Raw genomic sequence first — 24083 nt, 5'->3', positions numbered from 1 at the left:
CCTAGCGTGACGAACGCTCAAGAGGAACCCCTGCCCCATTGCCCCCGGGGTGGGGGTTTTTCATTTCCATGGAGGAGGTTGGCGATCCGTTCCCGTCCGGATGGACGGCGCCGGAATCCGGACCTAAAGCGCGCTCATGGTCACCATCGCCAGCTGGAATATCAACTCGGTGCGGCTCCGCATCGATCAAGTGCAGCGGTTCCTTTCCGAACACGCGCCCGACGTCCTGTGCCTGCAGGAGATCAAGTGCCAGGAACACCAGTTCCCGCACGCGGCATTCGAGGCGCTCGGCTACGCGCACTGCGTGGTCCATGGGCAGAAAGGCTATCACGGAGTCGCTACCGTCAGCCGCATCCCGCTACGCGAAGTTTCGCGGCACGACTGGCAGGACAACGGCGAAGCCCGCCATGTCGGCGTCGAACTGCTCGGCCCCGGACAAGGGCTGGTGGTGGAGAATGTCTATATCCCCGCCGGCGGGGATATTCCCGATCGGGAGAAGAACGCCAAGTTCGGCCAGAAGCTCGATTTTCTGGCGCGGATGACTCGCTGGGCCGATTCGCTGGATCGCCCGACGCTGATCGCGGGCGACTTCAACATCGCCCCGCTCGATTGCGATGTCTACGACCACAAGGCGCTGATCAAGGTGGTCAGCCACACGCCGCTGGAAGTCGAAACCTTGGGTGCGTTCCGGGACGCGCACGGTTGGGTGGATCTGGCGCGCGCGCACATTCCCGCGCCTGAGCGGTGTTACAGCTGGTGGAGCTATCGGGCCTACTGGCGCAAGAAGGATCAGGGGCGGCGGCTCGATCACATGTGGGCCTCACCCGAGCTCGCTCCGCAGGCCCGTGCGCACAAGGTGGTGGAGGAAACCCGCGACTGGGACCAGCCTTCGGACCATGTGCCGATCGTCACGGAGTTCGATCTCTGATCGACAAGCCGGAGCCAACCGCGCCTTCGCCTGAGCGGCGCGTCGCGCAGGCAGTCGATGCCTTGCGGCATGGCTGGCCCATCGCGCTCAGCGGCGCGCCGGTTTTGCTGCCGGTCGAAACCGCGCTCGAACCGCAGGCGCAGGCTCCGCTCCTGCTGATCAGCGCGGCGCGGGCGGTCACGCTCAAGCTCGCAAACCAGCGGGAAGCGGCCGATCCGCATGGGCCGGTGCTGGTGCGCGGAGCCGATCCGTTCGATCTTGCCGCCGCACGGCCAATTGCCGATCCCGCGCTCGATCTTGCCACGCCGTTGAAAGGGCCGTTCCGGGCCGAAGCGCTGGAATGGCAGGACCGAGCGGAGGCCGCGCTCGAACTGGCACGGCTGGCCGGTATCCTGCCCGCCTTCATGGTCGGCCCCGATCCTGTGGGGGAGCCGCAGCCGGTTGCCGCCAGCGATCTCGTGTCTTGGCGCGATCCGCGCCATCTGGCGATCGCCACGCGCGCGAATCTTCCGATCGAAGCGGCCGAGGACGTGGAGATCATCGCCTTTCGGGCCGCTGGCGACATGCGGGAGCATGTGGCGCTGATCGTCGGGCAGCAGACGGCTGCTCGCGCTCCCTTGGTCCGGCTCCATTCCGAATGCCTGACGGGGGATATCCTTGGCAGCCTGAAGTGCGATTGCGGGCCGCAGCTGCGCGCGGCCCTGGCCGCGATGGCGCAGGAGGCGGAGCAGGGCGGCTGGGGCGTATTGTTGTACCTAAGGCAGGAAGGACGGGGGATCGGCCTCATCAACAAGCTCAGGGCTTATCGCCTGCAGGATCAGGGCTTCGATACCCTTGAAGCCAACCGGAGGCTCGGCTTGCCGGAGGAAGCGCGCGATTTCCCGGTTGCGGCGCGGATGCTGGAGCTGCTGAGCGCCCCTGCGGTCTGGCTGATGACGAACAATCCGGAAAAGGTCGCAGCGCTTGAGGCGGCGGGGATCACGGTTGAACGCCGCGTTCCGCACCAGCTGCCGCCTAATCCGCACAACACCCGCTATCTGGCGACGAAGCGGGACAGGGCGGGGCACCTGCTCGACTGAACGAATCGGATTTTCCCGGCTGCGCCAATAGGCTAGGGGCGCGTCCTGCGCGCGAACCGGGCGCGCATGCCACAAAAAGGGTTCCTTCGAATGAAAATCGTCAGCACCATCCTTGCTGCAAGCCTTGCCATGACGCTCGCAGCCTGCGGCGGGTCGGATGAAGTCGCGGAAGAAACCACCGCCGGCACCGTTGAAGTCCCTGCCGATGAGGCAATGACCGGAGTCGAAGCGCCGGTAATCACAGATACGGCGCCGGTGGTGACCGATACGGGCACCACCACGGCACAGGAAGCCTCCGAGCCTGTGGCCGATGCGGGCGATCCGACGCAGACGACCGCCGATGAGGCTGAGCGAGTCGCCGATGAAGCGGCTGCGGCAGCTGAAGCGGCCACCGATTCGGTAGCCGGCGAGTTTTGACAAGCAGGGCGGGCGGTATAAGCCGCCCGCCCTTGTTCGCTCAGCGCGCTACCTGCCTGCGGAACAGGTTGAGCGCGACGATTGCCACGATCGCTCCCAATACGGAAAGCAGCAGTGCGGCAACGCTGTAGACGCCAGCCGCCAGGTCGCCCCGGCCCAGTAGCGGACTGACGAAGACCCCCGCGATCAGCGCGCCGCCGACACCCGCCGCTGCGTTCAGCAGGATGGCCTGGTTTTCCTCGGCCCGCATGACGATCGAGCCAAGCCAGCCGAACACGGCTCCCACTACGATCAGAAAGATAACGCCCATTGCGAGTAGTCCTTGCAGTCTATGCAGAAAGGACTCTTTGCGGCGGCGGTTGGTTCCCTGTTTGCGACGAACCGTGGACGATACCTAGAAGCTGAACAGCGCGATCGCGAACAGACCGATGACGATCCGGTACCATGCAAACGGCGCGAACCCGTGCCGGCTGACATACGCGACGAAGGCGCGGATTACCGCCAGGGCGACGAGGAACGAGACCACGAAGCCGACGCCGATTTCCCACCAGCCGACCGGGCCGACGGCTCCCATCCCCTCGCTCTTCTCCGAGACCTCAAGGATCGAGGCGCCGAGCATCGTCGGCACCGCAAGGAAGAAAGAGAATTCGGCCGCGGTCTTGCGTCCGACGCCCATTCCAAGCGCGCCCATGATCGTCGCGCCGGAGCGGCTGACCCCGGGAACCATTGCAAGGCATTGGGCAAACCCGACGCCGATGGCGGTTTTCAGCGGCATTTCGGAGACCGGCTCATCCGGGCCGGGGGTCACCAGCTTCTCGATCACCAGGATGGCGATGCCGCCGATTACCAGCGCCCAGGCGACCACCGCCGGGCTGGCGAGCAGGATATCGATATAGTCCTTCAGCAACAGGCCGAGGACGACCGAAGGCAGCAGGCCTACCGCGAGGTTGCGGGCGAAGCGCAAGGCGGCGGGCTGGAGCTTCAGCACGCCGATCCCTGCATCCCAGAAGGTCTTCCAGTACAGCACGACCACCGCCAGGATCGCGCCTAGCTGGATCACGATGTTGAACATCGCCCACTGCGCGGAGCTGTAGCCGAACAGCTCGGATGCGAGGATCAGGTGCCCGGTCGAGGAGACGGGCACGAACTCGGTAAGTCCCTCGACGATGCCGAGAAGGATGGCGGTAAGGGTCAGGTCCATTGGCACGCGGTCATGACGGAGCCGGCGCGCAAGTCAAGCTGCGCCCGCTCCGCCCGATCGTAAAATCCGCTTACCAGATGTGCACGCGCTCCTCCGGTGGGAGGTACAGGGCATCGTCGCGGGTGACGTTGAACGCCTTGTACCAGGCATCCTGGTTGCGGACCGCGCCGTTGACCCGGAATTCCTCCGGGGAGTGCGGATCGACAATCAGCCGCTGGCGGGCTGCCGCTTCGCGCTGGGCGGAGCGCCAGACTTGGGCCCAGGCGATGAAGAACCGCTGGTCTCCGGTCAGGCCGTCGATCACGGGGGCTTCCTGGCCGTTCAGCGACATGCGGTAGGCGCGGTAGGCCAGGCTGAGACCGCCGATATCACCGATGTTCTCGCCCAGCGTCAGACGGCCGTTCACGCACGTCTTGCCATCATCATACGGGCAATACTCCCCGTACTGCGCGACCAGCTGGTCACCCAGCTTGGTGAACTGCGCCAGATCCTGCGGCGCCCACCAGTTGCGCAGCGTGCCGCTGGCGTCCGATTTTGCGCCTTGATCGTCAAAGCCGTGACCCATCTCATGGCCGATGACACCGCCGATCGCGCCGTAGTTCACCGCCGGGTCGGCGGAGATGTTGAAGAAGGGCGGCTGGAGGATCGCGGCGGGAAAGACGATCTCGTTGAACACCGGGTTGTAATAGGCGTTCACGGTCTGCGGCAGCATGCCCCACTCTGTCTTGTCGACCGGCCCGCCGAGCTTGCTCAGGGCGTCCTGCTGTTCCCAGGCCGCCGCCGCAAGCCGATTGCCCAGCGGATCGTTGGCGGCAACCGTCAGGCCTTCGTATGTTTCGAACTCATCGGGATAGCCGATCTTCGGGGTGAAGGCGTTCAGTTTGGCAAGCGCCTGTTCCTTCGTCGCAGGCGTCATCCACTCATTTTCGCCGATGCTGGCGGCCATTGCCTTGCGCAGGTTGGCCACGAGATCGGTCATTGCCGATTTGCTCTCAGCCGGGAAATACCGTTCCGCATAAGCCTTGCCGACGACTTCGCCCAGCTGGCTTTCGGTGGCGGCGATCGCGCGTTTCCAGCGGGGCTGCTGCACTTCCTGCCCGTTCAGCAGCTTGCCGTAGAGGGCAAAGTTCGCCTCATCGATGTCGCTCGGCAGGACCGCAGAATGGCTGGAGAGGAACTGCGCGGCCATGAAGGCCTTGACCGTGGCAAGCGGGGTGTCGGCCAGCAGCTCCATCATCGCGGGCAAGCCGCCGCCGATCTGCGACAGGGTTGCGGCGTCGAGACCCAGAGTTTTCACTTCGTCCGCCGTGGGGGGCAGCTGCCGGACGAGGAACTGGGGCTGGTCGCCAAAGCCGCCCGCGGTCAGCAGGCGCGCAACCGGGAACTCCGGAGCGAGCGCGGCGAGTTCATCCCGGCTCAGCTTGTTGTAAGTGAGGTCACGGTTGCGCAGCACGGTCCGCGCCCATTCAAGCTCCGCCACGCGGTGTTCGAAGGCATAGACCGATGCAGCGGCCGCCTGCGGGTCCTGGTACCCGGCCTTGCCGAGCAGGAAGGCCAGATAGCCCTTGTAGGCCTGCTGGATCTCGCGGTTCCGCTCATTATCCGCGAGGTAGTAATCGCGGTCCGGCAGGCCGAGACCGTCAAAGCCGACGCCGACGATGTAGCTGTTCGGGTCCTTCTGATCGACCGTGACGCCTGCGCCGACGAGGCTGGGATAGCCAGGCTTGGCGAACAATTCGGTCAGATCGCCCAGATCTCGCGCGCCGTAGATCTGCTGGAGATAGGGCTGCGCCGGGGCAAGACCGGCGTCGTCGATTGCACCGGTGTTCAGGAAGGCATTGTAGGCGTCGAGAATCCGGCGTTCCCCGGTTCCCGCAGCCGGCGGATTGGCGGCCAGTTCATCGACCAGCGCCTTGACGTCGTTCTTCGACTTTTCGCCCAGCGCGTTGAACGCGCCGTAGCGGGAGAATTCCGGCGGGATCGGATTGGCGTCGACCCACTTCTGGTTCACGTAGGCGAAGAAGTCCTCCCCCGGATCCGCGGCGGGATCGAGGGTAGAAGGATCGACCCCCCAGGTGCCGTAGCTCATCTGCGGAAGAGGGGTTTCGCTGGCCGCTTGTGCGAGGGCCGGAGTGGCAAGGCCAAGGGCCGCGGCGGAGATTCCGGCGGCAAGGAGGTGCTTGATCATCGGGCAGCCTTTCAAATTCGGGACTTTGGCGTCTGCGGGCTCAGGGGGGCGCCGGACGTAGACTTAGCGCAACCGAGGCGCGGCCGGACGCCGCTCATCGGTTTCATATGATACCTTATCGATTAATCGGCGCTGAGTAACCATTTCATGCGGCGAGGGTATCGAACTGCAGCGCCGCCAGGCGGGCATAGAGCCCACCGGCTGCGGCAAGATCCGCATGGCGGCCTTGTTCGACGATCCGCCCGTCGTCCATCACCACGATCCGGTCCGCGGCGCGCACGGTAGCGAGGCGGTGGGCGATGACCAGCGTGGTGCGGTCCTGCATCAGGCGGTCGAGCGCGTCCTGCACCAGCCGCTCGCTTTCGGCATCGAGCGCGCTGGTGGCTTCGTCCAGCAGCAGGATCGGCGCGTCGCGCAGCAAGGCACGTGCAATCGCGAGCCGCTGACGCTGTCCGCCCGAAAGCCGAGCCCCGCCTTCGCCCAGATAGGTATCAAGCCCTTGCGGCAGGCCCTTCAGGAATTGCTCCGCGTTGGCATCGCGGGCGGCTTGCCAGATGGCGTCGTCGCTTGCCGCCCAGTTGCCGTAGCGCAGGTTGTCGCGCGCGCTGGCGGCAAACAGGATGCCTTCCTGCGGCACGAACGCAATCCGCTGGCGAACGTCGGCGGGGTCGGCGTGGATCAGCGGAATGCCGTCGATCTCCACCACGCCGGCCTGGGGATCGTAGAAGCGCTCGGCCAGCTGGAACAAGGTGGACTTGCCCGCCCCGGAAGGCCCGACGATCGCCACGGTCTCTCCCGGTTCGATCTGCAAGGTGAGATCGGTGACGGCCGCTTGTTCGGGCCGGGTGGGATAGCGGAAGGTGATGTCGCGGAAGGCGAGCGCGCCGCGCACGGGCTGCGGCAACGGCCGCGGATCGACGGGCGGAGCGACGGCGGGGTGTTCCTTCAGCAGCTCGTTCAGCCGGCTGGCCGCTCCCGCGCCGCGCAGCAAGTCGCCGTAGACTTCGGCAAGGGAGCCGAACGCGCCGGCCACCAGCACGCCCGTCAGCACGAAGGCGGCGATAGTGCCGCCGCTCAGGGTGCCTTCGGCCACCTGGATCGCGCCGCGCCAGAGCAGCGCGGTGATCGCGCCGAAAATGAAGGTGATGACGATCCCGGTCATCAGCGCCCGCAGCAGGATCCGGCGGCGGGCGGTGTCGAAGCTAGCTTCCACCGCGGCGGCGAAGCGATCCCGTTCGCGATCTTCCTGGTTGAAGGCCTGGACGATCTTCATCGCGCCGAGCACTTCGGACACCATCGCGCCGACATCGGCGATCCGGTCCTGGCTATCGCGCGAGACGCTGCGCACCTTGCGCCCGAACCACACGATCGGCAGCAGCACCAGCGGAATGGCAATCACCAGCAACCCGGTAAGGCTGGGGGCGAGATAGAACAGGTAGGCTGTCCCGCCGATCGCCATCAGCGCGTTGCGCAGCGCGACGGAGATCGTCGTGCCCACGACGTGCTCGATCTGCGCGGTGTCGGCCGTCATCCGCGAGGATATCTCGCCGGGGGAGTTCTCTTCGAAGAAGCCGGGCGACAAGCGCAGCAGGTTGCGCTGCACGGTCACGCGGATATCCGCGACCACCCGTTCCCCCAGCCAGCTGACGAAGTAGTACCGGCATGCGGTGCCGATCGCCAGGACCAGCACGATCAGGAACAAGTAGCGGAACCAGCGGCCGATCGCTTCCGGATCCACGCCGGTGGCAAAGCCCTGGTCGATGATCAGCCGAAAGCCTGAAGGGATCGCCAGCGTCGCCGCCGCCGTCACCGTCAGCGCGATCAGCGCAAGGGCCATTCGCCCGGGATAGCGCGAAGCCGCATGGAAGATCATCCGGAGCGGACCAAGATTGTCTGCCGGCTGCACATGCGGGCGCGTAGAAGAGCGAGCCATGCGGCGGGCCGTTAGACCATCTCGTCAACGGATTGAAGCGCTTCATGGCACGATCGGCGGGTTGGCCCGTTGGTTATTGCATTGCAACACCGGCTTTCGCATCGCACATGAGGGTGAAGGTCATGGGCCGCAACCGGCCCCAGACGGGAACGACACATGCTTTACGATGCCTATGAGTTCAACCGCTCCCTGATGGCCAGCGCCAGCGCCTGGGCAGAGGTGGGGGCCGAACTCCTGTCCAATCCCAGCTTGCCGATCGGCTATTTCGGAATGGGCCCGGCGGTCGCCAGCGCGCTGCAGGTCTTCGCTCATCTCTACGGCGATCGCGGCAAGCCGACCTTCAACATCCACAGCGTGGAAGTGGACGGCAAAAGCCACTCCGTCCGGGAGGAAGTCGTACTGGAAAAGCCGTTCGGCGGATTGCGGCGCTTCCGGCGCGAAGGCTTGCCGGAAGATGCGCCCAAGCTGCTGATCGTCGCACCGATGAGCGGGCACTACGCCACATTGCTGCGGGGAACCGTGGGCCGGATGGTCGAAAATCAGGACGTGTGGATCACCGACTGGGCCGACGCGAAGATGGTGCCGTTGAGCGAGGGGCACTTCAATCTGGACGATTACATCGATTACCTGATGGAATTCCTCGAATTCCTCGGCCCGTCGACGCACATGCTGGCGGTGTGCCAGCCGTCGGTGCCCGCATTCGCCGCGGCCGCGATCATGGGGGCGGAAGGCAATCCCTGCCGCCCGGCGACGCTGGCGATGATGGGGGGGCCGATCGACACGCGGGCGAGCCCGACCTCCGTCAACGACGTGGCGATGCAGAAGCCGCTGTCGTGGTTCCGGAACAACGTGACTGCCACCGTGCCGATCAACCATCCGGGCGCCGGGCGGCTGGTCTACCCGGGGTTCCTGCAACTGGCGGGCTTCATCTCGATGAACCTCGAAAGCCACGTGATGAGCCATTACGAGATGTTCAAGCATCTCACCCTTGGCGATCAGGAGAGCGCGGCGGCGACGAAGCGGTTCTATGACGAGTATCTCTCGGTCTGCGACATGACGGCCGAGTTCTACCTCCAGACGATCGAGGAAGTGTTCCAGCGGCACTCCCTGCCGCGAGGCAAATTCGTCCATCGCGGCAAGGCTATCGACCCCACGGCAATCCGGGATACGGCGCTGCTGGCGATCGAGGGTGAGCGGGACGACATCTCCGGCATCGGGCAGACCCGGGCCGCGCTCGATCTCGCGCCCAGCTTGCCCGAGGACAAGAAGAAGTATCACCTTGCGGCCGATGTGGGCCACTATGGAATATTCAACGGCAGCAAGTGGCGCCACCGGATCGCCCCGGTCGTCGAGGCGTGGATCAGGGCCCATCCCGGCACCGGCCGCGCCTGATCCGATCGAACGAAGGGCTCCAAACCCGGCAAGGCACTGAAGGTTCCTGCCGGGGACGAGTCTCTTGCAATACGACGTTCTGATCGTCATTGGGGGCGCTCGCGACATTTTAGAGAACACCCTGCCGGGGTGAGTCGCGCTTCATTGCCGAATCGGCGGTGGGGCGCCCGTCTTGCCCGGTCCGGAACAGGATGAATGAGTTGACCGATCTACCGCCGGCCCAGGGCCTTTACGATCCGCGCAACGAACACGACGCATGCGGCGTGGGCTTTGTCGCCCACATCAAGGGTGAGAAAAGCCACGCGATCGTGACCCAGGCGCTGGAGATCCTGGCCAACCTCGATCACCGCGGCGCGGTCGGCGCGGATCCGCTGCTGGGCGACGGCGCCGGCATCCTGATGCAGATCCCCGATGCGCTGTACCGCAAGTGGGCCGAGGCCGAAGGCATCGACCTGCCGCCGGCGGGCGATTACGCTGTGGCGATGTGCTTCCTGCCGCAAAGCCGGGAAGCCTGCCGTTTCGTGGTCGAGCAATTCGAAAAGTACATCGCCAAGGAAGGTCAGCGCCTGATCGGCTGGCGCGACGTGCCGACCACCGAGGCCGGTCTTGGCAAGGCCGTGCTCGCCTCGATGCCGCTGATCCGCCAGTGTTTCGTCGCGCGGGGGGAAAACTGCGCCGATCAGGACGCGTTCGAACGCAAGATCCTGGCGATCCGCAAGCAGATCCAGAACCCGCTGCAGGATATCGCCGCCAAGCACGGCATGCCGGACATCGCCAAGCTCTACATGCCGAGCTTCTCCAGCCGGACGGTGGTCTACAAGGGGCTGCTGCTGGCGAACCAGGTCGGTAGCTTCTACGACGACTTGCGCGATGAAGACTGCGTGTCCGCGCTCGGTCTGGTGCACCAGCGGTTTTCGACGAACACGTTCCCGAGCTGGAAGCTGGCGCAGCCGTTCCGGTTCATTGCCCACAACGGGGAAATCAACACGGTTCGCGGCAACGTGAACTGGATGAACGCCCGCCGCCGCACGATGGAGTCCGATCTTCTCGGGTCCGATCTCGACAAGATGTGGCCGATCATCCCGCACGGGCAATCGGACACGGCGTGCCTCGACAACGCGCTCGAGCTGCTGATCGCCGGCGGCTATTCGCTTGCGCACGCCATGATGATGCTGATCCCGGAAGCCTGGGCGGGCAACCCGCTGATGGATCCGGCGCGCAAGGCGTTCTACGAATATCACGCTGCGCTGATGGAGCCGTGGGACGGCCCGGCGGCAGTCGCCTTCACCGATGGGCGGCAGATCGGCGGCACGCTGGACCGCAACGGCCTGCGTCCTGCACGCTGGTGCGAGACCAGGGGTGATCTGGTCTACATGGCTTCCGAAAGCGGCGTCCTGCCGTTCAAGGAGCAGGACATCGTCCGCAAGTGGCGGCTCCAGCCCGGCAAGATGCTGCTGCTCGACCTTGAGCAGGGCCGCATCATCGAGGACGAGGAGCTGAAGGCCGATCTCGCCAACGCGAAGCCGTACGGGAAGTGGCTCGACCAGGCGCAGTACAAGCTGCAGGACCTTGAAGCGATCGAGACCGACCAGGAAGCCGTGCGCGCACCGGAGGAAAGCCTGCTCAACCGGCAGCAGGCGTTCGGCTACACGCAAGAGGACGTCGTCCGGTTCCTGGAGCCGATGGCGATCAACGGGGATGATCCGATCGGGTCGATGGGTACGGATTCGCCGATCGCGGTCCTCTCCAGCCGTTCGCGCCTGCTGTACGATTACTTCAAGCAGAACTTCGCGCAGGTCACCAATCCGCCGATCGACCCGATCCGAGAGGAACTGGTGATGAGCCTGACCTCGATGATCGGGCCGCGTCCGAACCTGCTGGGCCACGATGCCGGCACGCACAAGCGGCTTGAAGTGGAGCAGCCGATCCTGACCAACAAGGATCTGGAGAAGATCCGCTCGGTCGAGACGGTGCTCGACGGCGCGTTCCGTACCGCGACCATCGACATGACCTGGGATGCCGCCAGCGGGGCCGAAGGCCTTGAAATGGCGATCAAGGAAATGTGCTGGGCCGCGACCGAGGCCGTGCTGCAGGACCGCAACATCCTGATCCTGTCGGACCGGGTGCAGAACAGCGGCCGTATCCCGATGCCTGCCTTGCTGGCGACGGCCGCGGTGCACCATCACCTGGTCCGCCAGGGGCTGAGAATGCAGACCGGCCTCGTGGTCGAGACCGGCGAGGCGCGCGAGGTGCACCACTTCTGCGTTCTGGCCGGTTATGGCGCGGAAGCGGTGAACCCCTATCTCGCGTTCGAGACGATGGAAGAGATCCGCCGGGACAAGTTCCCGGAAGTCGAGCCGAAGACGGTCGAGAAGAACTACGTCAAGGCCATCGGCAAGGGCATCCGCAAGGTCATGTCCAAGATGGGCATCTCCACCTACCAATCCTATTGCGGGGCGCAGATCTTCGACGCGGTCGGTCTGTCGAGCGCGTTCGTGGAGAAGTACTTCACCGGTACAGCAACGACGATCGAGGGTGTCGGGCTGCTGGAAGTCGCGCAGGAGGCCGTACGCCGCCACGCGAGCGCTTATGGCGAGAACCCGATCTACAAGAACATGCTCGATGTCGGGGGTATCTACCAGTACCGCCTGCGGGGCGAGGATCACGCTTGGACACCAAGCACGGTGGCCAATCTCCAGCACGCCGTTCGTGGCAACAACTGGAAGAACTACGAGGAATTCGCGCGCGCCATCAACGAGCAATCGGAACGGCTGCTGACGATCCGCGGGCTGATGGACCTGAAGAAGGCGGCAGAACCGCTGGACTTGTCGGAAGTCGAGTCGGCTGAGGAGATCGTCAAGCGCTTCTCCACCGGCGCGATGAGCTTCGGCTCGATCAGCCGGGAGGCGCACACCACGCTCGCCATCGCGATGAACCGGATCGGCGGCCGTTCGAACACCGGTGAGGGCGGGGAAGAAGCCGATCGCTTCGTGCCGATGCCCAACGGCGATTCGATGCGCAGCCGGATCAAGCAGGTCGCCTCCGGCCGGTTCGGCGTGACGACCGAATACTTGGTCAATTCCGATGACATCCAGATCAAGATGGCGCAGGGCGCGAAGCCGGGCGAAGGCGGCCAGCTTCCCGGCCATAAGGTGGACAAGAACATCGCCGCCGTGCGTCATTCGACGCCGGGCGTCGGCCTGATCAGCCCGCCGCCGCACCACGACATCTACTCGATCGAGGATCTGGCGCAGCTGATCCACGACCTGAAGAACGTGAACCCGGTGGCGCGGATTTCGGTCAAGCTCGTCTCCGAAGTTGGGGTCGGCACGGTTGCCGCGGGCGTTTCGAAGGCGCGTGCTGACCACGTGACGATTTCGGGCTATGAAGGCGGGACCGGCGCTTCGCCGCTGACCAGCCTGACCCATGCCGGCTCTCCGTGGGAAATCGGCCTGGCCGAGACCCAGCAGACCCTGCTGCTCAACGACTTGCGCAGCCGCATCGCGGTGCAGGTCGATGGCGGCCTACGCACCGGGCGCGACGTTGCGATCGGCGCGCTGTTGGGCGCGGACGAATTCGGCTTCGCCACGGCGCCGCTGATCGCGGCCGGGTGCATCATGATGCGCAAGTGCCATCTCAACACCTGCCCGGTCGGCATCGCGACCCAGAATCCGGAGCTGCGCAAGCGCTTCACCGGCACGCCCGAAGACGTGATCAACTACTTCTTCTTCGTGGCCGAGGAACTGCGGCAGATCATGGCTGAAATGGGCTTCCGCACCGTTGAGGAAATGATTGGCCGGGTCGACCGGATCGACATGCGTCCCGCCCTGAACCACTGGAAGGCGCAAGGGGTGGATCTTTCCCGCCTCCTGCACCAGGTCCCCCCGGTGGAGGGCAAGGCCCTGTTCCACACCGAAGAGCAGGATCACGGTCTGGGTGCGGCGCTGGACGTCGAACTGATCGCAGCCTCGATCCCGTCGATCGAGAGCGGCCAATCGCTGGTGCTCGACCGCGAAATCCGCAACGTTCACCGCACGGTCGGCGCGATGCTTTCGGGCGAGATCGCCAAGGCATACGGTCATTCCGGGCTCGCGCCGGAGCAACTGCGGGTGAACTTCACCGGCGTCGCGGGCCAGAGCTTCGGCGCCTGGCTGGCGCACGGGGTCACGCTCGACCTCGTCGGGGACGCGAACGACTATGTCGCAAAGGGCTTGTCCGGTGGGCGGGTGATCGTGCGCCAGCCGGAAGGCGTCGACCGGGATCCGACCCAGAACATCATCGTCGGCAACACCGTGCTGTACGGCGCGATCGCGGGCGAAGCGTTCTTCAACGGCGTTGCCGGAGAACGGTTCGCGGTCCGCAACTCGGGCGCGGTTGCCGTAGTCGAAGGGACGGGCGACCATGGCTGCGAGTACATGACCGGCGGCGTCGTTGCCGTGCTGGGCAAGACCGGGCGCAACTTCGCGGCCGGGATGTCGGGCGGCATTGCCTACGTCTATGACGAGGACGGCTCGTTCCGTGAGCGTTGCAACCTCGAGATGGTCGACCTCGAACCCGTCGCCGCAGCTCCGGACGAGGACGAAGGTACCGGCTATCCGCAGCAGCGCGCGCCGGGCGTGTGGGACAACGGCATGGGCGACATGCTGCGGCACGACGCCGAGCGGCTGCGCATCCTGGTGGAGCGGCACAAGCTGCACACCGGATCGCCGCGCGCCGCGATGCTGCTCGACGATTGGGACACCAGCCTCCGCAAGTTCGTCAAGGTGATGCCGCGCGATTATGCGCGTGCCTTGCAGCAGATGGAAGCCGAGCGGGAAGAGGCTGCCTCGCTGGCAGCCGAATAAGGGTTAAGAAGATGGGCAAGGAAACCGGATTCCTGGAGATCGACCGGGAAGATCGCACCTACGCGGATCCGAAGGAACGGATCAGCCACTATCGGGAATTCGCGCTGCCGATTCCCGACGACAAGCTGCGCAACCAGGCGGCGCGCTGCATGAACTGCGGGATTCCGTACTGCCACAACGGCTGTCCGGTGAACAACATGATCCCCGATTGGAACCACCTCGTCTATGAGGCGGACTGGAAGGACGCGCTGGACAACCTCCTGTCCACCAACAACTTCCCTGAGTTCACCGGCCGGGTCTGCCCCGCGCCGTGCGAAGCGGCTTGCACGCTGAACATCATCGACAAGCCGGTAACGATCAAGTCGATCGAGGGCGCGATCGCGGACAAGGGCTGGAAAGAAGGCTGGATCGAGCCGCAGCCGCCGGAAAAGAAGTCGGGCAAGAGCGTGGCCGTGATCGGTTCCGGCCCTGCGGGGCTCGCGTGTGCCCAGCAGCTGGCGCGCGCCGGTCATTCGGTGACGGTGTTCGAGAAGTCGGACCGGGTCGGCGGCTTGCTGCGCTACGGCATTCCCGACTTCAAGCTGGAAAAGCACCTGATCAATCGCCGCGCGGTGCAGATGGAAGCCGAAGGCGTCGCGTTCCGCACCTCGACCGAAGTCGGCGTGGATGTCTCCATCAAGTCGCTGAAGGAAAACTTCGATGCGGTAGTGATGGCGGGCGGGGCCGAGCAACCGCGCGGGCTCAACATCCCGGGGGCCGAGCTTTCGGGCGTGCGGATGGCGATGGAGTTCCTGACCCAGCAGAACAAGCGCAACGCCGGGGATGACGAACAGCGCGCCGCCCCGCGCGGCACGCTGATCGCCACTGGCAAGGACGTGATCGTCATCGGCGGCGGCGATACCGGTTCCGACTGCGTCGGCACGGCCAACCGGCAGGGCGCAAAAAGCGTGACCCAGATCGAGATCATGCCCAAGCCGCCGCAAAGGGAAGACAAGAAGCTGACGTGGCCGAACTGGCCGATGAAGCTGCGCACGTCCTCGAGCCACGAAGAAGGCGCGGTGCGCGACTGGGCCGTGCTGACCAAGGATGTGGTCGGGGAAGACGGCAAGGTCACCGGGCTCCGGTGCGTGCGCGTGGAATGGGTCGATGGACAGATGCAGGAGATTGCGGGCAGCGAGTTCGTTCTCCCGGCTGACCTGATCCTGCTGGCGATGGGCTTCACCGGCCCGCGCAAGGCCGGGCTGATCGAGCAGGCCGGCGTCGACCTGACGGACCGCGGCAACATCGATGCCGACACGGAAAGCTACCGCACGAGCCAGGAGGCGATCTTTGCCTGCGGCGACATGCGCCGGGGCCAGAGCCTGATCGTCTGGGCGATTCGCGAAGGCCGGCAATGTGCGCGCGCGGTCGACGAGGCGCTGATGGGAGCGAGCCAGCTTCCGCGCTGACGCGGTAGCTGGACGGGAGACGAGCGCTAATGGTGAAGATCGCCACGCTGACGATGAATCCGACAATCGACGTCGCTTACGAGGTCGAGAGGATCGTTCCGACGCACAAGAACCGCACGGACAGCGAACACTACGATCCGGGCGGCGGCGGGATCAACGTCGCCCGGGTATTCGGACGGCTCGGCGGGATAGCGGAGTGCTACTATCTCGCCGGCGGGCCTGCGGGGGTGCTGCTCGACAGCTTGCTGAACCTGCGGTGTTTCGAACGGCACCCGATCCGCATTTCCGGCAGCACCCGAATCAACGCCAACATCATCGAGCACACGACGGGCCTCGAATACCGGTTCGTGCCCCCGGGGCCGACGGTTACGGCGGAAGAGTGCGAGACGTGCCTTGCCGCTCTGCGCCAGCTGGATTGCGAGTATCTCGTCCTCAGCGGTTCGCTGCCGCCTGGCACGCCGAGGGACTTCTACGCCACGATCACGCGAATGGTGGCCGAACAAGGCATCCGCACCGTGCTCGACAGTTCGCGTGAGCCTTTGCGGGAAGGATTGGCTGGGGGCGGGATCTATCTCGTCAAGCCGAGCCAGGGCGAACTGAGCGCGCTGGCCGGGCGCGAACTGCGCGATCATGCGGACATCCGGGATGCCGCCCGTGCCATCATCAAGGCAGGTCAGGCGGAGATCGTCGCGGTCACCATGGGCGACGAAGGGGGCATGCTCGTCTCCGCTTCCGACAGTTTCTTCCTGCCCGCCATTCGGGTGGAAGCGAAAAGCGCCACCGGGGCCGGCGACAGCTTCCTGGCCGCGATGCTGTACCGGCTCGCCAGCGGCGATGCGCCGCGCGAGGCGTTCCGCTATGGCATGGCTGCCGGTAGCGCGGCAGTGCTTTCTCCCGGCACCGACTTGTGCCAACCGGCCGACATCGAACGCTTGTACGCCCGGTACCTGGAAGCGCCGGGCGTCGACGGGGTCTGAATTTACCGTACCGCCGCCGTCGCAAGGCAGCCGCTAAACCGGCTCTAGGCCTCGTCCTGCTCGATCGCTTCGATTGCGCGGTCGAGCAGGGCAAGCAGCGAGGCGACGTCTTCCTCGCCCAGGGCCACCTGAATCGGGCCTTCCTGTGCGGAAGCGGCGGCGAACATCCTGGCGAGCTGGTCCTGTCCCTCAGGCGTCAGGGTCAACCTGTTCCGCCGCCGGTCCCGCGAAGACCGGTCGCGCGCGGCGAGACCGCGCCGCTCCAGTTCATCGACGATCCCCACCAGAGCGGACTTGGTCAGGCCCGCCTTGTCCGCGAGCTGCGTCTGGGACGATCCGGGATTGGCCGACATCAGCGCCAGAACCGTGTGCGACCCGGTCGGCAGGCCGAAGTCCGTCAGTGCCGCCATTGAGCGAGCGCTGAGCGCGTTGCGCAGCAGGCGAACGCGCGGGCCGATCGAGTGCGCAAGGACGCCCCAGTCGAGACGGGCCCCTGCATCGGCACCGGCTGTCTTCCCAGGGGACACCTTTTCGGAAGGTATTGTCTTTGAGGGCGTCTCTGCGGCCATGGCATTCCGTCCCAGAAACGGTGCGGCTTTGCAACTGTCCCGGGGCAGGTCAGCCCCCACAACGAGCTACCAGTCGATCGTCCCGCGGCCGTGGCTTTTCAGAAAGGCATTGGCTGCGCTGAACGGACGTGAACCGAAAAAGCCCGTGCGGGCCGAAAGCGGACTTGGGTGAGCCGACGCCAGTACGAGGTGCCGAGCGCTTTCCCGCAGTTCGGGTACGCGGTCCGCCTTCTTGCGCGCGTGGTTGCCCCACAGGATGAATACCGTGGGATCGGGGCGCGCGGCCACGGCGGCAATCGCCGCATCGGTGATTGCGTCCCAGCCGCGTCCAGCGTGCGAACCCGCTTTTCCCGCCTCGACCGTGAGCGAGTTGTTGAGCAGCAGCACACCGTGCTGGGCCCAGCGTTCCAGGTTGCCGTGGTCGCGCCGCCCGATGCCGAGGTCGCTTTCCAGTTCCTTGTAGATGTTGACCAGCGAAGGGGGCACGCGAATTCCTTCGGGCACGGAAAAGGCCAGACCGTGCGCTTGTCCGGGTCCGTGGTATGGATCCTGCCCCAGGATTACGACCCTGACTTCCTCAAGGGGGGTCAGTTCCAGCGCGCGCAGGCGCTGCCCGCGCGGCGGGTAGACCGCCTTGCCCGCGCCTTCTTCCTGCGCCAGCCAGCCGCCCAGCTTGCGGCTTTCCGGGCTGGTCAGCACCGGTTCCAGCGCCGGGCGCCAGGAAGGGGGGATCGCCTCGCTTGCCATGCAGGCATGGCTAGCGGGGAATGGACCCTTGTGCCAGCGGCCCTTTCCCTCTGCCCCCAATGCGCCTAAGGCGCCCGGCGATGGCCGTATATTTCCATGAAGAAGATTTGCCGGAAGGCGTGCTCGCCCCCGGCCCGGTGGCAGTCGATACCGAAGCGATGGGGCTTGTCACCCCGCGCGACCGGCTGTGCCTCGTCCAGATTTCCGATGGCAAAGGGGATGAGCATCTCGTCCGCTTTGCGGTCGGCAGCGCGTTCGACGCGCCGAACCTGAAGGCCGTGCTGGCCGATCCTGCGCGGCTGAAGTTGTTTCACTTCGCCCGCTTCGATCTTGCGGCGATCGAATACTACCTCGGCGTCACTGCGGCCCCGGTGTTCTGCACCAAGATCGCCAGCAAGCTGACCCGCACCTACACCGACCGGCACGGGCTGAAGAACCTGGTCAACGAGATGCTGGGTGCGGAAATTTCCAAGCAGCAGCAGTCGAGCGACTGGGGCGGACCGGAACTCAGCGAGGCGCAGCGGGATTATGCCGCTTCCGACGTGCGTTTCCTGCACAGGCTGCACGAAATTTTCGTGCAGCGGCTGGAAAGGGAAGATCGCACGGAACTGGCACAGGCCTGTTTCGATTTCCTTCCTGCCCGTGCCCGCCTGGATATCGCCGGCTGGGGCGACAAGGACATCTTCAGCCACGAGTAAGCCGTGGCGGCCAAAAGTGCAGGACAATGACCGCCAGAGCCGACCGAATCCGAAACCGCCGTCGCGCCTTCGCCGCGCCCGGGGGCACGCACGACCGGATTGTTCGCTGGCTGGCGATCGGACTGCCGGCGCTGGTCGGCGTCGTCACGGCCTTCATGATCATCACGCCGCTCAGCCCGCGCGGGGAAGTGAGCTTCCTGCTCGACCGCAACAAGGTGGCCACGGCCGACAACCGATTCCGAGTGGCGGACGCGATGTACCGCGGGGAAGATGCGAAAGGCCGGCCGTTTTCGCTTCGGGCCGGTGAAGCGGTCCAGCCGAGCGCTGCCGATCCCGTCGTCCGGCTGCGCGAACTTGTCGCGCGCATCCTTCTGCCGGAAGGTCCTGCGGTGCTCAGCGCGAACGCGGGCCTCTACAACACTCGTCAGAACGAGGTGAAGGTCGACGGGATCGTTCGCTTCATGGCGGCGGACGGGTACCGGATGACCGCGCGCAACGTGGTCGCCGATCTGGCCGAAAAGACGCTGTTCGGCAACGGCACGGTCGAAGGGGAAATCCCGGCGGGCACTTTTCGGGCCGACACCATGAGGGCCGATCTTGCCGAGCGGACCATCGTGCTGGAAGGGGACGCGCGGATGCGCATGATTCCAGCCCAGTTGCGGAGGCCGTAATGAGTGGCAATTCCCGGCGCGCGTCCCTATCTCACGGACACATGACCCGCAGCCCGCTTTCCCGCCTTGCCGCGCGCGGCCTTTTGGCCGGCCTGCTTGCCGGCGCCGTCGCCAGCGCTGGATTCGGCTCGTTGGCGGGGGCACAATCGATTGCCGGGTTCAATTCGAACCAGCCGGTGAACTATGCGGCGGACCGCATTGAACTGCAGGACAGGCAGAACCGTCTTACCCTGACGGGCGGCGTTGTGATCACGCAAGGCGATCTGCGGCTGACGGCCCAGCGGATGGTGGTCGCCTATACCGATACCGGCGGCCTGCAGATTCAGCGCATCGACGCGGTCGGCGGCGTCGTGGTAACCCGGGGAGACGAAACGGCGCAAGGAGCCGCGGCAGTCTATGACTTCGAGCGCCGGGTGATCGTGATGTCGGGCGGCGTTCGCTTGCGCCGGGGCACCGATACGCTGAACGGTGGACGCTTGACCATCAACCTGGGGACCGGGCGATCAACGGTCGATGGCCAGTCCGCGGTGGTCGAGGGCGCTCCGGGAGGCGGAAATGCCGGTGGCCGGGTGACAGGTACTTTCCGCGTTCCGGAATAACCGGAAGGGCGTAAGCGAGAATAAACCAAAGTAAAATTGCTGCACCCAGCCCTGCGGGATGGGCCGCAAAAGGATTTGGTCGCAGAATCTTGCCAACGGGTCGGAAATCGCTATCATCTTCGCAGCTGCAACATGGTTGAGCAAGGCCTTCCAAGCATGTCGAATAATTCGCGCAAGTGCGCACTCATCACGGGGATTACCGGGCAAGACGGGGCTTATCTGGCCCAGCTCCTGCTCGAAAAGGGATATGAGGTTCACGGCATCAAGCGCCGTTCCTCCTCCTTCAACACCGGCCGGATCGAAGATATGTATCAGGATCCGCATACCCCGGGCGCCCGGTTTCACCTGCATTATGGCGACCTGACGGACTCGACCAACCTGATCCGGGTGGTTCAGGAAACCAAGCCGACGGAAATCTACAACCTCGCGGCGCAAAGCCACGTTGCGGTGAGCTTCGAGACGCCGGAATACACGGCGAACGCCGACGGCATCGGCACGCTTCGCCTGCTGGAAGCCATTCGCATCCTCGGGATGGAAAAGACGACGCGGTTCTATCAGGCGTCCACGTCGGAGCTGTACGGGCTCGTCCAGGAAGTCCCGCAGCGCGAGACCACTCCGTTTTACCCCCGCTCGCCTTATGGCGCGGCGAAGATGTACGGGTACTGGATCGTGGTGAACTATCGCGAAGCCTACGGCATTCATGCTTCGAACGGGATCCTGTTCAATCACGAAAGCCCGCTGCGCGGCGAGACGTTCGTTACCCGCAAGATCACGCGCGCTGCCGCAGCAATCAAGCTCGGCCGGCAGGAGAAGCTGCACCTCGGCAACCTGGACGCCAAGCGCGACTGGGGCCATGCTCGCGAATACGTCCGCGGCATGTGGCTGATGCTGCAGCAGGACGAGCCGGACGATTACGTTCTTGCGACCGGCGAAACCACCGAAGTGCGCGAATTCGTGCGCTGGGCCTTCGAGGATGCGGGAGTGCCGGTGGAATTCCGCGGTGACGGTGTGAACGAAAAGGGATACTGCCAGGCCACTGGCAAGTGCCTGATCGAAATCGATCCGCGCTACTTCCGTCCGACCGAAGTCGACCTGCTGATCGGCGATCCGACCAAGGCGAAGGAGCGGCTCGGCTGGTCGCATGACACGTCGGTGCGCGAGCTTGCCCGTGAAATGGTGGCGGCCGACATGGAAGTGATGAAAAACGCTTCCATCGGCAAGGATGCATGAAGGCAGAAGTTCTGTCGGGCCCGCTTCGGCGGGCCCCATAACTCTAGAAGGCGCGGCTCCCGAAAGCGACCGCAAGCCGCTGCGTGTCGTGTTCGATTATCAGACCTTCGTCGAGCAGCGGCGGGGAGGCATCTCCCGTTACATTTCGATGGTCGCGCCGCTTCTCGCGGACCATAGCTGCCTTCCGCGGATCGTTGCACCGCTGCACGTCAACCTTCACGTGGAGGGCGTGCCCGCCAGCATGCGGATCGGAATTGCGCTACCGCGTTTTCGCGGCGCGATGCGGGTCGCGGCCAAGGCGTCCAGCGCGGCATCGCTCCTGCTGATTAGGGCCGTTCGGCCCGATGTTGTTCATGAAAGCTACTACGCGGTTCGCTCGCCGGCTCCCAAAGCCGCGCGGCGCGTGCTGACCGTGCACAACATGATCCGCGAGCTGTTTCCGGAGAATATCCGGCCGAACGACGACACGCGGGTGCGCAAGGCGGCTGCTGTCAATCGCGCGGACCTGATCCTGTGCGTATCGGAAAACACCCGCAGCGATCTCATCCGCTTCTTTCCGCACGCGGAATCTCGCGCGCAAGTCACCCATCTCGGCGTCGATCGTCCGGATGCCGACGGATCCTCGCCCCGGCAGCATGGTCGGCCCTACCTGCTCTACGTCGGGCACCGGGCCGGTTACAACAATTTCGGCGGCCTGTTCGATGCCTATGCCGGATCACTGATGCTGCGGGATGGGTTTGACCTGATCGCGGCGGGCGGCGGGCCGTTCGGTCCTGCGGAGCAGGAACGCATCGCCGCATCCGGACTGGAGGCGCACGTCCACCATGTCGTGCCGAGCGACGAGGAACTGCAGCGGCTTAATGCAGGTGCGGCGGTGTTTGTGTACCCCTCGCTCAACGAAAGTTTCGGAATTCCTCCGCTGGAGGCAATGGCCAGCGGCTGCCCCGTCGTGTCGGTGAATACGAGTTCGATCCCCGAAGTGTGCGGCGATGCTGCGGAGCTGGCGCCAGACGGTTTTGTTGAGGCGTTGCGCGCGGCGATCGAAAAGGTCGCGTTGTTGCTCGAGAGGACAGAGGCGCTTCGGGCCACGGGTATGAGCGCATCAAGAAGCTTCCGTGGGATGCCTGCTGCGCGAACCGCATCCTTGGACTGGGAGGGGAGCTGGTGTGACATGTCTCGACTGGCGATTGCTTGCGGCATCTTTCCCACAGGCCGGGCGGGTCTCGGCCGAAAGGCTCCCGCGGACGTGGCGAATGTGACTCGCAACGATCACGCTGGCCCGCTAACCGAGATCGAGAAGGAATGCGCGGCATGAGCGGAGAAGTTCAGATCGCGGAGCTGGTGACCTGCTTCAGCCGCGGGGACCTGATGCTTGCCTGCCTGGAGACCTTGCGCGGACACACATACACACTTCAAGTCGGAGAATCTCTTCCTCATGGATGACGGTTCCACCGATGGAAGGGGCGAAGCCGTACCCCGCAGCAGCGGAAGAAAAGCTGGGCAAGATCGGACGAGCTTCAAGCACATCTACAGCCATCTCGGTTACGGCTTGCGGGCGCAGAAGCAAGGCGTCCCGGGGATGACGGTTGACGAGGTTCTCTCCCGCATGGAAAAGCTTCGGCTGAGATTGCGGCAGGACAAGAAGGTCCACGCCAACGAGTGGAGGCGCTTTGTCGACCTGCACGGCAGGGGTGGACCGACCCGTTTGCTTTACCAAATTGCGCCTCACGCGAATTCTGCTGAACGACCCAACCGGCATTCCACTCAAACAATAAACGCGGAGTAAAGACGGCAGTGACCTTCTCCCTTACTGGAAAACGAGTTTACGTCGCGGGTCATCGCGGCATGGTTGGTTCGGCGATCGTGCGCCGTCTCCAGTCGGAGGGTTCCGAAATCCTGACGGCCGACCGGTCGGTCGACCTGCGCGAACAGCAGGACGTGCGCGGCTGGTTCGAGCAGAACCGACCTGACGTCACGGTTCTGGCCGCGGCAAAAGTCGGCGGAATTCTTGCCAATGACCGCTATCCGGCCGAATTCCTTTACGACAACCTGATGATCGAGGCGAACGTGATCGAAGCGTCACGACAAGCCCAGGTCGAAAAGCTGCTGTTCCTCGGCTCCTCGTGCATCTACCCCAAGTTCGCCGATCAACCGATTGCCGAGGATTCCCTGCTAACGGGCCCGCTGGAGCCAACCAACGAATGGTACGCGATCGCCAAGATCGCCGGGATCAAGCTGTGCCAAGCCTACCGCCACCAGTATGGGTGCGATTACATCTCCGCGATGCCGACGAACCTTTACGGGCCCGGCGACAACTTCGATCTCCAGTCTAGCCACGTCATGCCTGCCCTGATCCGCAAGGCTCATGAAGCCAAGCTTGCGAGCAGCGAGAGCATCACTGTCTGGGGCACCGGATCGCCAAAGCGGGAGTTCCTGCACGTCGACGATCTTGCTGACGCCTGCATTCACCTGCTGAAGACCTATTCGGGCCACCAGCACGTCAACGTCGGTTATGGCAGCGACGTCTCCATTCTCGAACTCGTCGAACTCGTCAACGAGGTGGTCGGCTTCGAAGGGCAGGTCGAAAAGGATTTTTCCAAGCCGGACGGCACCCCGCGTAAGCTCATGGACAGTTCGCGCCTTGCGGCGATGGGCTGGACACCCCGTATCGACTTGCGGCAGGGTATCACGCAGACTTACGCGCACTTCTTGGACGCCGCGGGACAAGCAGGGTCGACATCGTCGGTCTGAACTACAAACGCTAGCCGGTCGGTATCGGCCGTACACGTCCACGATGGCCGAGAACCTGGCGACGTGCGGACATGAGGTCCTCCGGGTAGCCCCACAAGCCACATGGACACATCGAAAAACCTCTCGCCTTTGCTGCCGACCTAAGCTCAGGACTCATTGATCATAGCCAGAAGATGACGGTTGCAGCGATGCAGATGGCGGACATGAAGGTATGGGCACATCTGTCGTAGCGAGTGTGTATGCGACGCCAGTCTTTAAGCCTGCCGAGCATATTCTCGATCTTGTGCCGCTGGCGATAAAGCACAGAGTCGTGCTGGATCTGGACCTTTCGGTTCTTCTTTGATGGGATGCAGGCGGTGATGCTGCGGTCTGCAAGCGCCTTGCGGAACCAGGCGGCGTCGTAGCCTCGAT

General features: G+C 64.6%; 20 protein-coding genes. 13 read left to right on the top strand and 7 right to left on the bottom strand.

Annotated elements, in window-relative coordinates:
- The first annotated feature begins 136 nt into the window (after positions 1–136).
- The 3 genes from xth to ELY13_RS07145 all read left to right on the top strand — a co-directional run bounded on the left by xth (position 137) and on the right by ELY13_RS07145 (position 2424).
- On the top strand, positions 137–928 hold the full coding sequence (xth, locus tag ELY13_RS07155) for an exodeoxyribonuclease III (RefSeq protein ID WP_126173219.1): 792 nt from the start codon (positions 137–139) through the stop codon (positions 926–928).
- A 62-nt stretch (positions 929–990) separates the two neighbouring features.
- On the top strand, positions 991–2007 hold the full coding sequence (gene ribA / locus ELY13_RS07150; RefSeq protein WP_126173218.1) for a GTP cyclohydrolase II: 1017 nt from the start codon (positions 991–993) through the stop codon (positions 2005–2007).
- A gap of 90 nt (positions 2008–2097) precedes the next feature.
- On the top strand, positions 2098–2424 hold the full coding sequence (locus ELY13_RS07145; protein WP_126173217.1) for a hypothetical protein: 327 nt from the start codon (positions 2098–2100) through the stop codon (positions 2422–2424).
- A gap of 40 nt (positions 2425–2464) precedes the next feature.
- On the opposite strand, the gene ELY13_RS07140 is transcribed toward ELY13_RS07145, so the two are convergent.
- From ELY13_RS07140 to ELY13_RS07125, 4 genes are all read right to left on the bottom strand, one after another.
- Positions 2465–2734, bottom strand: a complete 270-nt coding sequence (locus ELY13_RS07140; protein ID WP_126173216.1) for a GlsB/YeaQ/YmgE family stress response membrane protein — start codon at positions 2732–2734, stop codon at positions 2465–2467.
- Between the two features lie 84 nt (positions 2735–2818).
- On the bottom strand, positions 2819–3625 hold the full coding sequence (locus ELY13_RS07135) for an undecaprenyl-diphosphate phosphatase (protein ID WP_126173215.1): 807 nt from the start codon (positions 3623–3625) through the stop codon (positions 2819–2821).
- Between the two features lie 70 nt (positions 3626–3695).
- The gene (locus ELY13_RS07130) at positions 3696–5813 is read right to left on the bottom strand and encodes a M13 family metallopeptidase (protein ID WP_126173214.1); all 2118 of its coding nucleotides are present in this window, start codon (positions 5811–5813) and stop codon (positions 3696–3698) included.
- 145 nt (positions 5814–5958) lie between these two features.
- Positions 5959–7746 carry an ABC transporter transmembrane domain-containing protein gene (locus tag ELY13_RS07125; protein WP_126173213.1) on the bottom strand — a complete coding sequence of 596 codons (1788 nt, stop codon included), beginning with the start codon at positions 7744–7746 and terminating at the stop codon, positions 5959–5961.
- A 156-nt stretch (positions 7747–7902) separates the two neighbouring features.
- Here ELY13_RS07125 and ELY13_RS07120 point away from each other — a divergent pair, with 156 nt between their 5' ends.
- The 4 genes from ELY13_RS07120 (at position 7903) to ELY13_RS07105 (ending at position 16407) form a co-directional block, all read left to right on the top strand.
- Complete coding sequence (locus tag ELY13_RS07120) at positions 7903–9138, top strand: polyhydroxyalkanoate depolymerase (protein WP_126173212.1); 1236 nt, start codon at positions 7903–7905, stop codon at positions 9136–9138.
- A 200-nt stretch (positions 9139–9338) separates the two neighbouring features.
- Positions 9339–13982 (top strand): glutamate synthase large subunit, encoded by a 4644-nt coding sequence (gene gltB / locus ELY13_RS07115; RefSeq protein ID WP_241233587.1) that lies wholly within the window; start codon positions 9339–9341, stop codon positions 13980–13982.
- 11 nt (positions 13983–13993) lie between these two features.
- Positions 13994–15430: a glutamate synthase subunit beta gene (locus tag ELY13_RS07110; protein ID WP_126173210.1), complete on the top strand. Its 1437-nt coding sequence runs from the start codon at positions 13994–13996 to the stop codon at positions 15428–15430.
- A 29-nt stretch (positions 15431–15459) separates the two neighbouring features.
- Positions 15460–16407 (top strand): 1-phosphofructokinase family hexose kinase, encoded by a 948-nt coding sequence (locus ELY13_RS07105; protein WP_126173209.1) that lies wholly within the window; start codon positions 15460–15462, stop codon positions 16405–16407.
- Between the two features lie 44 nt (positions 16408–16451).
- On the opposite strand, the gene ELY13_RS07100 is transcribed toward ELY13_RS07105, so the two are convergent.
- Both ELY13_RS07100 and ELY13_RS07095 read right to left on the bottom strand, forming a co-directional pair.
- On the bottom strand, positions 16452–16976 hold the full coding sequence (locus ELY13_RS07100) for a MarR family winged helix-turn-helix transcriptional regulator (RefSeq protein WP_126173208.1): 525 nt from the start codon (positions 16974–16976) through the stop codon (positions 16452–16454).
- Between the two features lie 66 nt (positions 16977–17042).
- Entirely contained in the window at positions 17043–17723 is a 681-nt protein-coding gene (locus tag ELY13_RS07095; RefSeq protein WP_126173207.1) for a uracil-DNA glycosylase, read from the bottom strand.
- Positions 17724–17803: 80 nt separating this feature from the next.
- Here ELY13_RS07095 and ELY13_RS07090 point away from each other — a divergent pair, with 80 nt between their 5' ends.
- From ELY13_RS07090 to fcl, 6 genes are all read left to right on the top strand, one after another.
- A complete protein-coding gene (locus tag ELY13_RS07090) occupies positions 17804–18421 on the top strand; it encodes a ribonuclease D (RefSeq protein ID WP_126173206.1) in 618 nt (205 codons plus the stop codon).
- Between the two features lie 26 nt (positions 18422–18447).
- Positions 18448–19092 carry an LPS export ABC transporter periplasmic protein LptC gene (locus ELY13_RS07085; protein ID WP_126173205.1) on the top strand — a complete coding sequence of 215 codons (645 nt, stop codon included), beginning with the start codon at positions 18448–18450 and terminating at the stop codon, positions 19090–19092.
- A gap of 41 nt (positions 19093–19133) precedes the next feature.
- Positions 19134–19691 carry an LptA/OstA family protein gene (locus ELY13_RS07080; protein ID WP_126173431.1) on the top strand — a complete coding sequence of 186 codons (558 nt, stop codon included), beginning with the start codon at positions 19134–19136 and terminating at the stop codon, positions 19689–19691.
- Between the two features lie 156 nt (positions 19692–19847).
- Entirely contained in the window at positions 19848–20921 is a 1074-nt protein-coding gene (gene gmd, locus ELY13_RS07075; protein WP_126173204.1) for a GDP-mannose 4,6-dehydratase, read from the top strand.
- A gap of 88 nt (positions 20922–21009) precedes the next feature.
- Positions 21010–22236 (top strand): glycosyltransferase family 4 protein, encoded by a 1227-nt coding sequence (locus ELY13_RS07070; protein WP_164549735.1) that lies wholly within the window; start codon positions 21010–21012, stop codon positions 22234–22236.
- Positions 22237–22715: 479 nt separating this feature from the next.
- A complete protein-coding gene (gene fcl / locus ELY13_RS07065; protein WP_277600644.1) occupies positions 22716–23672 on the top strand; it encodes a GDP-L-fucose synthase in 957 nt (318 codons plus the stop codon).
- A 160-nt stretch (positions 23673–23832) separates the two neighbouring features.
- Here fcl and ELY13_RS07060 read toward each other — a convergent pair.
- Positions 23833–24083: transposase (locus tag ELY13_RS07060; protein ID WP_164549734.1), on the bottom strand; the 251-nt coding region annotated here is incomplete at its 5' end.

Source organism: Altericroceibacterium xinjiangense (genome assembly GCF_003958635.1).
Taxonomy (GTDB): Bacteria; Pseudomonadota; Alphaproteobacteria; order Sphingomonadales; family Sphingomonadaceae; genus Altericroceibacterium_A; species Altericroceibacterium_A xinjiangense.
This window is presented reverse-complemented; position numbering and strand designations above follow the sequence as displayed.